Here is a 16,322-nt window from a genome sequence, read left to right on the forward strand (position 1 = left end):
TCACTCCCCCTTCTTAAAAAACTGCTGCAAAATCTCCCCAGGCTCCCTATCCCAAGTATCAATATGCTCATAAATAAACCCCTCATCATTCAACTTATAAGTCGAATACCCATTAAAAAATAACCGCGCTTTCCAGGGAACACGCAACACACCCCGCACAGTCCAAGTCGCTAAAATCGTATTTTCCCCAGACTCACACACATCATGTAAATCAAAAGCAAGTTCCGTAAAAAATAACTGACCATGAAAACGCAAAGTCCAAAAAATAATCCGATAATTAAACTTACCATTAAACTTATTCACCGGGTCACGAAAAAAGATATCCTGTGAATAGATATTGTATGAAATATCCTGCTCAAACAAAGTCGGTAAATCTTGCTTGAGAATTTCGATAATCTGTTTTGTTTGTAATTTTTCCACTGACTCTATACCTGAAAAAACTTTCTCACCCGTTTTTCTAATCTTTGCAAAATAGAAGTAGACCTGCGATAACTCACATTCATATCCTGTAAATCTACTAAATTCGGAAATAAAGCCGACTCAGCATAAGGTCCTTTTCTCAGAACTTTTGCCAATTGATTATTATTTTCCCGCAAACCTTCATAAAAAAAGCATACTTCTCCATTAATTCCCAACTGACGATGATATTCTATCACCTTTAATAAATAATTGGCACTCATTCGATATTTTCCTAATTTAATCAAAATTCCTGGCGCTAGTTTTGGTAACATTGCATCTGTAAACTGCTCATTAACCAACCTATTAAGAATACATTTATAACTGAGAAAATCACGACGATAAATTTGCGGATGAATAATATCCACAATTCCCCGTTTTAACCAAGTTGGTGAATCTTGCAAATATTCCCTAAATCCCCAATCATAAATATTCGGAGACATCGACACTAATAAATCAGGATTTACTGCTTTTACTTCTTGGTAAAGCAATGCTAAAAAATCAGTTAAAATATTTGCTCGCCACTGTAACCAATGTTTATCCTTGTGGTTTTGTGGTGGATTTTTTTGAAATTGTTGGCGGTAGCGGTGTACAGTTCCTGGGTCATAGCCTCCTGCCGATGGGAACGCCGGGAAACGATCATCTCCCTGCACACCATCCACATCATAATTATTAACTACTTCCAAAACTAAATTTAACAAAAATTCCTGCACCTGAAAATCAAAAGCATTTAACCACTCAAACCCATTCTTCTTTAACAATTTACCTTGGTAATTATATGCTCCCCATTCTGGCTTTTGTTGTAATAAAATCCCACCATTTAAATTGTAGGAACTAGCAAAACCATATTCAAACCACGGGATGACTTTTAATCCCACCCGCCGCGCTGCTTCTATTAATTCTGCTAGAGGATCACGCCCCAAGAACCTGGAATCAATTTCTATCCCAAATATCTTCCACATTGTCGGACTCGGATACAAGGTAACTCCTTGATTCCAAACCACAGGAAACACCACATTAAATCCTGTCAATGCCAGAAATTCCATTGCTTCCACAATGTTTTGTCTTGACTTGAGAACCTGACTATCAGTTCTGGTTAACCAGACACCACGAATTTCTACTTTACTCATTTACACCCTAAGACCATTTCGGATTTTAGATTTTGGATTTTGGATTTTGGATGATGAAATAATTGCGCCCTATAGGCTTTTCATTTTTCCATTTGTGCCTTGTTTGTGCAAGTTTGTATAACTTTGAATAGATTTTTTCCTTAAAAATACTTTGTATAATTACTTTTAGTAAAAATTACAGAAGTTGTAACTTCATCAAATCTTATGCCTATCATTGAAAATTCCTGGACACACGCCTACATCACCACCAACGGCATTAAATTACATTATGTCACCCAAGGAGAAGGATCTTTAATGTTAATGTTGCATGGGTTTCCTGAATTTTGGTACTCATGGCGACATCACATTCCTGTCTTTGCTGAAAATTATCAAGTAGTTGCTCTTGATTTACGCGGTTATAACGATAGCGATAAGCCCCAAGCGCAATCTGCTTATGTGATGGATGAATTTGTCAAAGATATTGAAGGAGTAATCAAAGGTTTAGGATACGACAGTTGTATTTTAGTCGCTCATGATTGGGGTGGTGCGATCGCATGGAATTTTGCCTACGCTCACCCAGACATGGTAGAAAAACTAATTATACTTAACCTCCCCCATCCCGCCAAATTTGCCCAAGGTTTAAGTACACCTCAACAACTATTACGCAGTTATTATATCTTCTTATTTCAACTTCCTCTACTTCCGGAACTGCTTCTCCAAGCCTCAGACTATCAAGCTATAGCCAAAGCTATTCAAGGTACAGCCTTCAATAAAAACGCCTTCACCACAACAGATATAGAAGCCTACAAAGACGCAGCCGCCAAACGGGGCGCAATTACAGCCATGTTAAGCTATTACCGCAACTTATTTTCCCAATTAACCCCAAATAAAACCTGGCCTATTCTCGAAGTTCCCACTCTAATGATTTGGGGAGAACATGACACGGCCCTAGGAAAAGAACTGACTTACGGTACCGAAGAATATGTCAGGAACTTACAAATTAAATATATTCCTAATTCTGGTCATTGGGTACAGCAAGAACAGCCAGAACTAGTCACAGAGTATATGCAAGAATTTCTCGCCTAAAATCTAGGGTTACTAGTAAAAAATACTTAATTTAGTCCCACAACCAAAATTATGCTCTACGATACAACTTAAAAATAATTAACAATAAATTTAACTTCACAAATTCAACCCAATTCAGCTTTTGGATATAGCTCAAACCTATACTCAGCAACATTTACAGCATCATTACCCACTTGAAAACACATCACATCTAGCTTGTGAGATAAATCAATCTTCTGCCACCATTTGGTGAGATAATAAACTTGTGAGGAAAAGGACGGATGCTACTCCATAAAAGGAAAGGGGAATTATTATGAAACGTCAGCTACTAACAGCAATAGCCTTAGTTGCTCCCCTATTGTTTGCTAACTCAGTTCAAGCTGGGAATAGACAGGACTTACAAAAACTTTTGTCCACTGGGGAATGTCAGCGTTGTCAACTATCAGGAGTCAACCTCAGTGGCGCTCATTTAATTGGTGCAGACTTACGAGGTGCAAATCTCCAAGGTGCTAACTTAACAGAAGCCAACCTCGAAGGTGCTGACCTAACCGGAGCAAATTTGGCAGGTGCAAATTTAACATCAGCTTTTGTCACCAATGTCAATTTAAAACAAGCTAATCTTAACGGTGCAAACCTCACCAGTGCAACTATTAACGATTCCAATGTCTACAAAGCATCAATGAATGACCTAACCATTACCGGGGCAGAAATATATAACACTGGTATTGGTATTGGTGGAGAAGATGCTCAACTACCTGACTGGGATTAAGCCATAGCAGGTGACAGTTCACAAGTCAAAAGTCAAAAGTCAAAAGTATTACCTCTTGATAAATCAAGAGGATTGAACAAGGAGAAAGTTTTTTTGTTTTCCCCTTTCAAGGGGAGCTTTTGACCCATTTTTTTGGTAAAGCAGATTTTAGATTTTAAATTGGAGTTAATCAACACAATCCAAAATCCAAAATCCAAAATCTAAAATTAAATAGATCCCCGATTTTTGGGAAAAGTCGGGGATCTACTGTTGAAGTTTTTAAGTTAACGCAGGTGCGATCGCATCAGAAAGAGATTTATTAGCCGCTTGTTTCAGCACATCCATCTTATCAGTGCGTTCCCAAGGTAAATCTAAATCAGACCGTCCCAAATGACCGTAAGCTGCAACGTCCTGATAGAAACGTCCGCCTCTTTCACCGGGTAAGTTACGTAAATTGAAAGCATGGATAATTCCTGCTGGTCTTAGTTCAAAGTTATCTTTGACCAATTGCAGCAAAATTTCATCATCCACCTTACCAGTACCAAAGGTATCCACAAAAATGCTCACAGGTCTAGCTACACCAATGGCATAACTTAACTGCACTTCACATTTTTCTGCTAACCCAGCCGCCACAATATTTTTGGCCGCATAACGAGCAGCATAAGCGGCAGAACGGTCTACCTTTGTGGGGTCTTTACCAGAGAAAGCACCACCACCATGTCGGGAATAACCACCGTAGGTATCAACAATGATTTTCCGTCCAGTGAGGCCAGAATCTCCTTGAGGCCCACCAATCACAAATTTACCTGTAGGATTGACTAAAAAGCGTGTCTCCTCAGTTGGTTTAACTGCAATATCGCCAAATACAGGTATTACCACCGCTGACCACAAATCTTCCTTAATCTTGGCTTGTACCGCAGCTTCATCCGTAATATCCCCAATATTAGGTGTATGCTGGGTAGAAATCAAAATTGTATCAATACCTACTGGTTTGCCATCTTCATAAACTACAGTCACCTGGGTTTTCCCATCAGGACGCAGGTATGGCAAATCGCCTGTTTTCCGGACCGCTGCCAGTCTGCGGGCAATACGGTGAGCTAGACTGATAGGCAAAGGCATCAATTCTGGTGTTTCGTTGCAAGCAAAACCAAACATGATCCCTTGGTCTCCAGCACCAATTTTATCGAATAGTTCCTCACTATCCTCGGTGCGGGTTTCCTGAGCAGTATTTACACCTTGAGCAATATCAGGTGATTGTTCGTCCAAAGCTACTAACACACTAGCACTATTGGCAGAAAAGCCGTTAACTGCATCAGTGTAGCCAATTTCCGCAATTTTTTTCCGCGCCAAATTGACGAAATTCACATTCGCTTTAGTAGTAATTTCACCAGTGATTAACACCAATCCTGTATTAACAACTACTTCAGCCGCAACTCGACTAGTGGGGTCTTGTGTGAGCAAAGCATCCAGAATAGTATCAGAAATTTGATCGCAGATTTTATCTGGATGACCTTCAGTTACGGACTCGGAGGTAAATAAATAACGACGAGACAAAGGATATTCCTCCTAAATGAATTTTGTTCACTGAGTAAATTTGGATATTTAGGTCAGCTACTAATTTCTGAAATCATAGCAATATTTACACACTCACTGTCTATATTTTGGACTACTGAGGACTGTGGTGAATAAATCCATCAAAAAAGGGTTACACCCACAGATGCAACCCTTTTTTTACCAGCAATGCTGGCTTTAGACTTGAACGGCTAACTTTGCTTCCTGAGCGGTCAATTGCTCATAAACAGAGCGCATTTTCAACCCTGCCAGCACTTGGAACAAACCAGTACCATTATTGGAACCTGGATACTCGCGGTGTTGCAGTAACAAGTGAGTCATCTCACCTGTGTATTTTGTAGATGTGTTGCTGAGATGGTTTTCGATGTAAATTACTTCTTCTAAGTTGTCAAACTGACCATCTACTTCCAACACAGAAACATAGCGACCGTAGTACACATCAGAACCATAGTACATTTGCATACCAGGGTAAGAACAGGTCAGTTTACGTCCACAAGGAGTCCACTGGATGGTTGAACCTTCATCAAACAAGTAAGCTGGCTCAAATCCTTCCTTACCTTCCCGTTGCAACATCCGTACCCGTAGAACTTTACGTTCTGTATCGTTTTTAATCAAGTTGGTTGGTAATACTTGCAGAACCACATCCGCAAATTCTCTTTGTGGTTCAATAAACTTTTCAAAGTCAGGTTTGCGAGAATTGATTTGCGCTAACACATCTTCATAGCGGTGGCCACGTTCTGCCATATCGCGTTGTATCTTCCAGGCAATTTTGACTTCATCACTGATATCAAAGTACACACTGAAATCAAGTAAGGCTCTTACCCGTTCATCATATAAAGGATGTAAACCTTCCACAACAATAATATGGTTGGGATTAATCCGCTCTGGAGGATCGATTAAGCCGGTCTCGTGGTTGTAAATCGGCTTATCAACCGCTTTACCTTCTTTAAGAGCTTTAATTTGCTCATACATTAGGTCAAAATTATTAGCTCTGGGGTCAAGCGCAGTAATCCCAGTTTCCTTGCGTTGTTTACGATCTAAACAATGATAGTCATCTAAACAGATAACTGTCATTAATTCTTCACCAAATAAATCGATCAATCGACGCAAAAATGTGGATTTACCGCAACCAGAGTCTCCAGCTACTCCAATCAATACCACGCGTTCCGGCTTACTTGTCATAAATCTCCTCTAAATACTAAAAAAGATGTGTGAATCAATAATTTTTCTCACAACAGATTTTTGAAACCAAGAGCTTACCGCTCATAGAAATCTGAACAAAGCTACCCCAAGGTAGTCAATAGTAGATAACTCAGTTTGTAATCTTAGTCAAAAGTTCTAAAACTACAAGGATCAACGGCAATCTCTCTACTCCCTCAAAAACAGTGGGAATTTCTTTTTTAGGTGGATTAAGCCTATGGATTCAACTTATATACTGCTCACCATCCGACTTAACGTCGGCTTGATCTAACCTAGATATATCCGATTGCCGTCTTGTTACCAACTAAAGACTTAAAACTAAGTCGCATATCTACTCAAACTGAGTATTTATGTGTGTATACGGGTAGAAATTTAGTTACAGTTTCCTACTCCAATGGTAAAGTCCTGCATTCTTGCTACCCAGCATAAATGTAGAATATCAGGCTAGTGAGCAACACAGTTATCCTGGCTACTTACTGAATTATCCTGAACCCTTGGCTGGTAAGTATTTAATCCTAGTGTTATACTATATTTTAACAGAAAGATGTATTTTGTAACAAGTTTTGCTGTTAAAAAGTATCTTCTAGTGTACCAATCAGCGGCGTGAGGGTGTAGGGGGAGAAATAAATTCAAAATTCAGAAAAGAGGGAATCAGGGAATATATATCTCAGGACTTACGCAAAACAGAACAAAAGTAGGGGTGATTCATGAATTACCCCTACGTAATAATAAGGTTTTCAGCCACATCTTGCGTCAGTCCTAGATCTTTAACTTCTGCCCAATCCCCCATGCCCATGCCCCTGTAACTCTGTACTGTGGAAAAAAAAGATTAAATTGACTCACTGTTAACATTCCGTCCAAGACTTATCTTCTACTTTAGAAGGTGAACAGGTGTGTCCTTTACCATACCTAATATGTCTTGGCCGAGTGTACTGAGCAAGGCATCATTTAATGATGCCGTTTTCCCAGATAGCCAGTTTTATGCAACTAAAATCCGGTAAACTAAAGCTGGCATAGGATGGGAATTATTTTTGATAAACGGTTAAGTAAATATTGGAGTGGTAGAACGAATGTACAATCAAGGTGCTGTTGAGGGTGCTGCCAACATAGAATCAGGTAGCCGCATCTTCGTTTACGAAGTGGTGGGTCTGCGTCAGAACGAAGAAACTGATCAAACGAACTACCCAATTCGTAAAAGTGGCAGTGTGTTCATCAGAGTGCCTTACAACCGCATGAATCAAGAAATGCGACGGATCACTCGTCTAGGCGGCAAAATTGTTAGTATTCAGCCAAGCACAATTTTAGAACCAGTTAATGGTCAAGTTGCTGTAGCTAGTGCCAACAGCGAAGTAAGCGAGTTAGCCACCTCTGCTGTGAATGATAACAATGAGGGAAATGGTAAAGCCACACCTGTGAATAACAGTAGTGAAACCAAAGGTTTTGCTAAATCACCTGCTAAGGATAAAAAAGGCAATACCATGACTCAAGGGAAAGCCAAACACGCTGATGTTCCTGTAAATACTTACCGTCCTAACGCTCCGTTTATCGGTAAGTGTATCTCCAATGAACCGTTAGTTAAAGAAGGTGGCATTGGTATTGTTCAGCACCTAAAGTTTGACCTTTCTGGTGGCAACTTGAAATATATCGAAGGCCAAAGTATCGGTATTATTCCTCCAGGTGTTGACAAGAACGGTAAGCCTGAAAAACTGAGACTTTACTCGATTGCTTCCACTCGTCATGGCGATGATGTAGACGACAAAACAGTATCCTTGTGTGTTCGTCAGTTGGAATACAAGCATCCAGAAAGCGGCGAAACAGTTTATGGTGTTTGTTCTACTCACTTGTGTTTCCTTGAACCAGGGGCAGAAGTAAAAATTACAGGTCCGGTGGGTAAGGAAATGTTGTTACCTGATGACACTGAAACCAATGTGATTATGTTGGCAACAGGAACAGGTATCGCTCCCATGCGGGCTTACTTGTGGCGGATGTTTAAAGATGCTGAAAGAGCAGCTAACCCAGAATACCAATTTAAAGGATTTGCTTGGCTGTTGTTTGGTGTACCTACAACTCCCAACATTCTATACAAGGAAGAATTGGAAGAGATGCAACAAAAGTATCCCGATAACTTCCGCCTTACTTATGCTATCAGTCGGGAACAGCAAAATTCCGCAGGTGGCAGAATGTACATCCAAGACCGGGTGGCAGAACACGCTGATGAACTGTGGCAGTTGATTAAAAACGAAAAAACTCACACTTACATCTGCGGTTTACGCGGTATGGAAGATGGGATTGATGCAGCTTTGACTGCTGCTGCTGCTAAAGAAGGTGTGACTTGGAGTGATTACCAAAAGGATCTCAAAAAAGCACATCGCTGGCACGTAGAAACATACTAATTTGGTCATTGGTCATTGGTCATTGGTCATTAGTTCCGAGTTTTAAACTCTAAGTTTGTAGGTAGGGTGATGCCCCGCCTACAATTGTTTTATATATATAGTTTGGGTGCAAAATCTGTGAGTGTAAAATTAGGAATATTAGGATTAGGTACGGTGGGAACGGGGACTGTACAACTGTTACAAGATAGCGTTGGTCGTCACCCACTGTTAAAAGAGATAGAAATATATCGGGTAGGAGTGCGATCAAAAGACAAACCCCGTTTAGTAGAATTGCCATCAGGTGTAGTAACTTCAGATTTAGAAGGGATTGTCAACGATCCAGAGATAGATATAGTTGTGGAAGTCATGGGGGGATTAGAACCAGCGCGATCGCTCATCCTCACCGCTATTAAAAATGGTAAGCACGTAGTCACCGCGAATAAAGCCGCAATTTCCCGATTTGGGGCAGAAATATTTACAGCAGCCAACCAAGCTGGTGTATATGTGATGCTAGAAGCCTCTGTCGGCGGTGGTATTCCCGTAATTCAACCCCTGAAACAGTCTTTAAGTGTCAACCGCATTCATACCGTCACAGGCATTATCAACGGTACAACTAACTACATCCTGACCAGGATGCAAACGGAAGGTAGCGACTTCAATGATGTTTTAGCTGATGCTCAACGTCTAGGTTATGCTGAAGCTGACCCTACTGCGGATGTGGATGGTTTGGATGCAGCTGATAAAATTGCTATCTTGGCATCTTTAGGTTTTGGTGGTCGGATTAATCTCCAAGATGTCTACTGTGAAGGCATTCGTCAAGTCAGCAAGACAGACATTGCCTATGCTGCCAAATTAGGATTTGTGATTAAACTACTAGCCATAGCCAAAGGCCAAACTGGTGAGAACTCTCAGTTATCAGTCAGAGTTCATCCCACCCTAGTACCCCAAACTCACCCTTTAGCTAGTATTAATGGTGTTTATAACGCCATTCTTGTTGAAGGAGAACCCATTGGCCAGGTGATGTTTTTTGGGCCTGGTGCGGGTGCAGGTGCTACAGCTAGTGCTGTCTGTGCCGATATCCTCAATCTTGTGGCGACGCTCAAAACTAATACAGCGAATCCCAATCCTTTATTAGCTTGTAGACATCAAGGTTACTGTCAAATTTCTCCAATTTCTGAACTTGTCACCAGATTTTATGCTCGTTTCCTCACCCAAGACCACCCAGGAGTCATCGGTAAATTGGGTACTTGTTTTGGTAAATATGGCGTTAGCCTGGAGTCAGTTGTCCAAACAGGCTTTCAGGAAAAACTAGCGGAAATTGTGGTTGTCACCCATGATGTTCGAGAAGGAGACTTTAGACAAGCTTTAGGCGAAATTCAATCCCTGGAGGGAATAGATAGTATTCCCAGTATCTTACGAGTGCTTTAAGGAGGCAGGGTATGGGGTGTAGGGTGTAGGGTGTAGGGGAGAGAAATTTCTGTATGTTCCCTGCTTCCTTTCCTCTTCACTGTCACCTGTCACCTGTCACCTGTCACCTCTTCCTCCTGACTCCTGAACTCCTGAACTTCTTAAGATTCTGAAGAGTCTTGACCAACAACCTGTGATTTGAGGGTTGTAATTTCACTGGTTAACTCTTGTCGAGTCGATGCTTTGAGCAAATAGCGATAAACAAACCAGGCAGAGTAACCAATACCTATCAACTCAAAAGTAGGCGCTACCAAAGGAATATCATTAAGAGAATCCAGTACAGCTAATAGTACCTTAACAGCGATTATAGCTGTAACTACTAATCCAAGAGTAACTATAGGCTGTTTATACTGATTAAAAAAGTTACCTACATAGTCAGGTAATGTTCCTAAAAAACCAGAAATTTGTTGCCCATATTTAAGCCATTGTTCTTGAGACTGCACCGGAGGCTGGAGTTTGGTAATGCTACCAACTTGGGTGTTGATATCTGGGATAGTTGTCTCTTTTGACTTGGTTTCTGTATATTCTTGTTCTTGCATTTTCACTCCCATTATTTTGACAGTTGAGTTTTCTTAATCTGCACAATTCCAACTACAAGGTTGCTCCTGTAGGCAATTGATTCCTGCATCAGCACCATTGATTTTAGGTTAAAAAAGCGTTTTAGTTTCTTATAACCATAATTCCCTATTACCTTTACTGCATCAACTACAGGGTAGAAAGTCAGTAAGAGGATAGAAGTCAAAAGGCGACACGATGTATTAAAATCAGCTTTTTGAGTTCTGTGAGTGTAAATTAACCAACTGGAATACTCAGGCTGTGATTATTCCATGCCATGTCATTTGCTCATCATCGTACTCATCGAAGCACAAATTATGCAAAAATCAATCTACTGCTGATGCATACAAGTCTAAACGCTGATTTTATCTGATATTAAAACTATCTTCAGCCGCATTCGTCAATTAACTTATTCATATTGATATTAATCTGTAACAATTTTTTTTTCTGTTCATATAGACTAGACATAAAGAGTATTTTATGATATTGGGTTTATCCTAACATATTTCCAGATTGTCATAAGTTAAGCCTATTTTTTAGCCACGAATGATTTGCTGCTATTATCAAACCCGATAAAATCAATTATAATTACATCACCAGTGATGATAAAGGCTAGACTTGTGGGTGATATTTGTGGGAGGGTTAAGGGATTGCAAGGATGCCAGAAGATCAAAAACCAACCTTTGTTGACAAAAGTTTGGAAAGCAAAAAAGCGCCATCTCAAGAGCCAAAAATAGAAGAACTCCCAACTATAGAATTTCCCTCGCGTCGGAAACTCAAGGCTAGTTCTTGGCGTATCCATCAAAAAATTGGCTATGGTTACTTTGTTGCTATTGGAATTGGCTTTTTTGGCTCCTTGACTGGGTTGGTTCTGGCTAACTATTACCGAGGAAGGGAAGTTAGGCAGTTCAATCAAGCCAATGAACAAGAACAATTACTAAATAATTATAAAGATGCTGTAATTGAGGCTCAATTACATAGCTCAAACTTGGTTGCTGTGCTATCAAATTCAGAAAAATTACATCAGAAAAAAACTGAATTTCTCAAATCTGTTGCTCAAGCGCAGAAATTAGAACAAAATATTACCGGATATATTAGTAGCCAGCCTCAGACACTGGCAGCTACAAGCGCCACTTTGGAAACTTTATTATACAATTACTCTACTAATTTAAATGACTATATTCTGAAAATAGAAAATATTTTGCGTCCCCTGGATACTCCCAACGTCAAGCCAGAACAAATAGAAGTAGCGCGAGAAAAGTTGCTGGCAACCATGGAGAGTCAGACAGTCCAAGAACTAGATAGTTTATCAGATCAATTAACCAATATTTTAAGAACTGCTCAATTACAAGAGCAGGATAGACGAACAGATGTAGAGCAAGCTAGATTTGTGGAAAGAACAATTGTCATAGTCAGTATGCTCTTATCGGTAGCTGTGGCTGCTGTTGTGGCATGGCGAACCAGTCGAGCGATCGCTGAACCTGTGATTACCGTAACTCAAGTAGCTGAACAGGTAGCCAGAAAATCTAATTTTGATTTACGCGCTCCTATTACCACGCAAGATGAAATTGGCTTACTGGCTAAATCTTTAAATCGCTTAATTGAGCGAGTATCTGAGCGAACTAAACAACTAGAACAAGCCAAAGAATTAGCAGAAGCTGCTAGTAAGGCAAAAAGCCAATTTCTTGCTAATGTCAGCCACGAATTACGCACACCTTTAAACGCTGTTATTGGTTTAAGTCAACTACTCAAGGAGGATGCGGTTGACATTGGTGCATCCCCAGATTTTATTACAGATTTAGAAACTATCAATTCTGCGGGCAGACATTTATTAGAACTAATTAATGACATTCTGGATGTATCCAAAATCGAAGCTGGAAAAATGACTCTCTATCCAGAAACATTTGACATCATAACTTTAATTAATAATGTTGTGCATACAGTTAAACCAGCTATGGAAAAAAATGGGAACACCTTGATAGTGGAATGTGACCAGTATCTGGGAACAATGTATGCTGACCAAACCAGAATGCGACAGGTATTACTAAATTTACTCAGCAATGCTGCCAAGTTTACCACCAATGGCAGAGTTACCCTAACTGTTAAGATTGACAAAATAAACATCCGCAAGGAAGCACCACTAGGGTTAATAATTTTCACATTGACTGATACCGGAATTGGAATGTCACCGAGTCAACAACAGCAGCTATTTAAACCCTTTATACAAGGGGATATCTCCACAACCAAGAAATATGGTGGGACAGGCTTGGGATTAGCCATTAGCCATCATTTTTGCCAAATGATGGGTGGTGAAATTATTGTCAACAGTCAGCTTGGTGTTGGTTCTACTTTTAGAGTCAGTTTACCTTTGACATAAAAAGCAAAAGTTGATATTAATCAATAGCTACAATGGATCGAGTTGCTCATTTATACCCATGACCACCACAATTGATTTTCTTAGCCATCTCAACCCTAGTCAGCGTCAAGCTGTCGAACATTACTGCGGACCGTTGCTAGTTGTCGCTGGTGCTGGTTCTGGTAAAACCCGGGCGCTGACTTATCGCATTGCTAATTTAATACTCAAACACCGTGTTAACCCTGAAAATATTTTAGCGGTGACATTTACCAATAAAGCCGCACGGGAAATGAAAGAACGGATTCAAAGGCTATTTGCTGAACAATTGGCAATTAAGGAATACGGTCAAAAATTTGATTTGTTACCCGAATATGAGCAGACCCAACTGCAATCAAAAGTCTACCGTACCACAATCAAAAATATGTGGTGTGGAACTTTTCACAGTTTATTTTCGCGGATTCTGCGCTATGATATCGAAAAATATCAAGATGAAAAAGGACGACGTTGGAATAAAAACTTTTCCATCTTTGATGAATCTGATGTACAAAGCTTAATCAAAGAAATAGTTACTAAAGAACTTAATTTAGATAGTAAAAAATTTGAACCTAAATCCGTTCGCTACGCCATCAGCAACGCCAAAAATCAAGGATTTTCACCACAAGAATTTGAACGTAAACAACCAAATTATCGCGGTCGTGTAATTGCTGATGTTTACAGCCGTTATCAAGATAAACTAGCAGAAAATAACGCATTAGATTTTGATGATTTAATTCTCATTCCGACAAGATTATTTCAACAAAATGAACAAGTATTAGGTTATTGGCATCGTAAATTTTGTCATATTTTAGTAGATGAATATCAAGATACAAACAGAACTCAATATGATTTAATTCAACTTTTAGTGACAAATGGCGAAAATAGAAAGAGTGAATGGAACTGGGAAAACCGTTCAGTGTTTGTAGTTGGTGATGCTGACCAATCAATTTACAGCTTTAGAATGGCAGATTTCACTATTTTATTAGAATTTCAGCAAAATTTTGGCGATGGTTTAGAAGATGATGATACCAGAACAATGGTTAAACTAGAAGAAAACTATCGTTCTTGTGAAAACATTCTCCAAGCTGCAAACGAACTAATTGAGAATAACACTCAACGCATTGATAAAATTCTCAAAGCAACTAGAGATGCAGGTGAAGAAATTTATTGTTATAAAGCTGATGACGAAATAGAAGAAGCTGCTTTTGTAATTAATCAAATTCGCACATTAGAACATCAAAACCCAGAATTGCATTGGGGTAATTTTGCCATCCTTTATCGAACTAATGCACAATCTCGACCTTTTGAAGATTTATTAGTAAAATATCAAATTCCTTACACAGTTGTGGGAGGAATGAAATTTTATGACCGCAAAGAAATTAAAGATGTTGTTGCCTATTTAAGATCTATAAATAATCCGGCTGATACAGTTAGTTTATTAAGAGTTATCAACACACCCCGTCGGGGAATTGGTAAAGCTACCATTGATGCTTTAATCAATGCTTCCCAACAATTAGGGACAACATTGTGGGAAATATTAAGTGACGAAACATCAGTAAATACCTTAGCAGGACGTTCAGCAAAATCTGTGAATAATTTTGCTCATATCATTCAAAAATGGCAAGAACAAATCACAAAAATTCCTGGTTCAGAAATTTTACAAGGAATTTTAGAAGATTCTGGTTATGTCAAAGACTTGCAAGAACAAGGTACAGATGAAGCTGATAATAGAATCAGTAACGTCAACGAACTTTATAACGCAATATCGCAATTTCAAGAAGAAAACGAAGGTGATGATATTTCCTTACAAGCATTTTTGCAAAGTGCAGCATTGAGTTCAGATTTAGATAACTTAAAAGAAGGAAAAACCACCGTTTCCCTCATGACATTACACGCTTCCAAAGGGTTAGAATTTCCAGTAGTCTTCCTAGTAGGGTTAGAACAGGGACTATTTCCTGGTTATCGTTCCCTACAAGATCCCGCATCATTAGAAGAAGAACGTCGCTTGTGTTATGTAGGCATAACTCGCGCTCAAGAGAGATTATACTTATGTCATGCGAGAGAAAGAAGATTGTATGGTTCAAGAGAACCAGCCATGCGATCGCAATTCCTCGACGAATTACCAGAAGAGTTATTAACCACCAAACACAAAGTTGCTCGTACCTTCACAAAAACAGCATCTCCAAAAAGTGAAAAATCCGAAACAAACCAGAAATGGAAAGTGGGAGATAAAGTCTTACATAAATCCTTTGGTATTGGCGAAATAACCCACGTTTTTGGAGAAGGAAATAAGCTTTCTGTAGCAATTAAATTTGCCAGTTTAGGACAGAAAATTATTGATCCAAGAGTCGCGCAGTTGCAGAAAATGGATTAAAAAATAATTAGTTTTCGGAGGCAAATTTAATAACATCAAAAAACCTCCGTGAACCTCCGCGCTAACCTCCGCGTACCTCTGCGTTTAAACACTCCTCAACTTAATCACACCACGATCAAAAACCCGATTATTAGTATCAATCCCACTCACCTCAATTCTATCTGCATACACTTCACAACCAGCAAAACTCAAATTACTCGTCGAATATTCAGTCCACACAGAACGGCCAACAGAACGATTACCAGCACCAGCACCACAAATTAAATAAGTAGTCCCATTAATAGAACGAGTGCGTTCATAATGATGTTCATGGCCATTGATATAAAGTTGAACATTATATTTTTGAAATATAGGAGTAAAGATTTTAATAAAATTAGGATTACTCCCATAAACACCAGAAGCATAAATTGGATGATGACCAAAAACAACTTTCCAATCTGCTCTACTTAAACTTAATTGCTTCTCCAACCAAATTAATTGATTTTTCCAATCAGCATTACTATTAGTATCTAACCCAAAAAACTGCACATTCTCCCTACTAAATGTATAGTAACGTCCACCCATATTAAAGCCAGGATATTTAACTTGGGGAACGCCGTTATCAGTCCTAATATCGTGATTACCTAAACAAGCATGAAATTTCACACCTTTTTTCAACAAAGGTTGATAAGGACGTTCAAAAACTGCATCTATCTTCTCAATTTCGCCGTTATTGTAAATGTTATCACCTGCTAAAATTACTAAATCATAAGGATTTTTTTGGTGATAAAAATTCATAGCTTTAGCTACAGTATACTGTCCCCTAGCACCAGTTCCCGTATCAGCAACAGAAACAAAACGCAATAATAAATCTTTTTTAGCTGGGTTAGCGGCTATTACAGGTTCAAAAAAAGGATTTTCAGAATTTTGCAGGAATAATTTCTTACCCAGAAATCCTGCACCAATAGCACTCAGACTACTTAAAAATAAAAATTGACGGCGTTTGAGTTTCATAAATCACAAAGTTTATTAA

At 39.2% G+C, this 16,322-nt stretch carries 12 protein-coding genes; 6 read left to right on the forward strand and 6 right to left on the reverse strand.

Annotated elements, in window-relative coordinates; all coding sequences use genetic code 11:
- Together A0J48_RS03565 and A0J48_RS03570 are read right to left on the reverse strand one after the other, a co-directional pair.
- A complete protein-coding gene (locus A0J48_RS03565; RefSeq protein WP_200320393.1) occupies positions 1-420 on the reverse strand; it encodes a DUF2358 domain-containing protein in 420 nt (139 codons plus the stop codon).
- Between the two features lie 5 nt (positions 421-425).
- Positions 426-1,586: a glycoside hydrolase family 10 protein gene (locus tag A0J48_RS03570; protein WP_200320395.1), complete on the reverse strand. Its 1,161-nt coding sequence runs from the start codon at positions 1,584-1,586 to the stop codon at positions 426-428.
- Positions 1,587-1,790: 204 nt separating this feature from the next.
- On the opposite strand from A0J48_RS03570, the gene A0J48_RS03575 reads away from it, so the two are divergent.
- Positions 1,791-2,651 (forward strand): alpha/beta fold hydrolase, encoded by an 861-nt coding sequence (locus A0J48_RS03575; protein WP_200320397.1) that lies wholly within the window; start codon positions 1,791-1,793, stop codon positions 2,649-2,651.
- Between the two features lie 292 nt (positions 2,652-2,943).
- Positions 2,944-3,399, forward strand: coding sequence for a pentapeptide repeat-containing protein (locus tag A0J48_RS03580; RefSeq protein ID WP_200320399.1), 456 nt, complete (start codon positions 2,944-2,946; stop codon positions 3,397-3,399).
- A gap of 258 nt (positions 3,400-3,657) precedes the next feature.
- On the opposite strand, the gene metK is transcribed toward A0J48_RS03580, so the two are convergent.
- Both metK and A0J48_RS03590 read right to left on the reverse strand, forming a co-directional pair.
- The gene (gene metK / locus A0J48_RS03585) at positions 3,658-4,932 is read right to left on the reverse strand and encodes a methionine adenosyltransferase (RefSeq protein WP_200320400.1); all 1,275 of its coding nucleotides are present in this window, start codon (positions 4,930-4,932) and stop codon (positions 3,658-3,660) included.
- 195 nt (positions 4,933-5,127) lie between these two features.
- Positions 5,128-6,132 (reverse strand): phosphoribulokinase, encoded by a 1,005-nt coding sequence (locus tag A0J48_RS03590; protein WP_200320402.1) that lies wholly within the window; start codon positions 6,130-6,132, stop codon positions 5,128-5,130.
- 1,088 nt (positions 6,133-7,220) lie between these two features.
- Between A0J48_RS03590 and petH the strand changes: the two genes are divergently transcribed.
- Complete coding sequence (petH, locus tag A0J48_RS03595) at positions 7,221-8,543, forward strand: ferredoxin--NADP reductase (RefSeq protein ID WP_200320404.1); 1,323 nt, start codon at positions 7,221-7,223, stop codon at positions 8,541-8,543.
- Positions 8,544-8,660: 117 nt separating this feature from the next.
- Entirely contained in the window at positions 8,661-9,950 is a 1,290-nt protein-coding gene (locus A0J48_RS03600; protein ID WP_200320435.1) for a homoserine dehydrogenase, read from the forward strand.
- A 140-nt stretch (positions 9,951-10,090) separates the two neighbouring features.
- Here the strand turns inward: A0J48_RS03600 and A0J48_RS03605 are convergent, their stop codons facing one another.
- The gene (locus A0J48_RS03605) at positions 10,091-10,528 is read right to left on the reverse strand and encodes a CAAD domain-containing protein (RefSeq protein ID WP_200320406.1); all 438 of its coding nucleotides are present in this window, start codon (positions 10,526-10,528) and stop codon (positions 10,091-10,093) included.
- Positions 10,529-11,202: 674 nt separating this feature from the next.
- On the opposite strand from A0J48_RS03605, the gene A0J48_RS03610 reads away from it, so the two are divergent.
- Together A0J48_RS03610 and pcrA are read left to right on the forward strand one after the other, a co-directional pair.
- On the forward strand, positions 11,203-12,921 hold the full coding sequence (locus A0J48_RS03610; RefSeq protein ID WP_200320408.1) for a sensor histidine kinase: 1,719 nt from the start codon (positions 11,203-11,205) through the stop codon (positions 12,919-12,921).
- A gap of 58 nt (positions 12,922-12,979) precedes the next feature.
- Positions 12,980-15,310: a DNA helicase PcrA gene (gene pcrA / locus A0J48_RS03615; protein ID WP_200320411.1), complete on the forward strand. Its 2,331-nt coding sequence runs from the start codon at positions 12,980-12,982 to the stop codon at positions 15,308-15,310.
- Positions 15,311-15,394: 84 nt separating this feature from the next.
- On the opposite strand, the gene A0J48_RS03620 is transcribed toward pcrA, so the two are convergent.
- Positions 15,395-16,303 carry a metallophosphoesterase family protein gene (locus A0J48_RS03620; protein ID WP_200320412.1) on the reverse strand — a complete coding sequence of 303 codons (909 nt, stop codon included), beginning with the start codon at positions 16,301-16,303 and terminating at the stop codon, positions 15,395-15,397.
- Positions 16,304-16,322 lie beyond the last annotated feature (19 nt).

It is taken from the genome of Sphaerospermopsis aphanizomenoides BCCUSP55 (assembly GCF_001586785.1).
Taxonomy (GTDB): Bacteria; Cyanobacteriota; Cyanobacteriia; order Cyanobacteriales; family Nostocaceae; genus Sphaerospermopsis_A; species Sphaerospermopsis_A aphanizomenoides_A.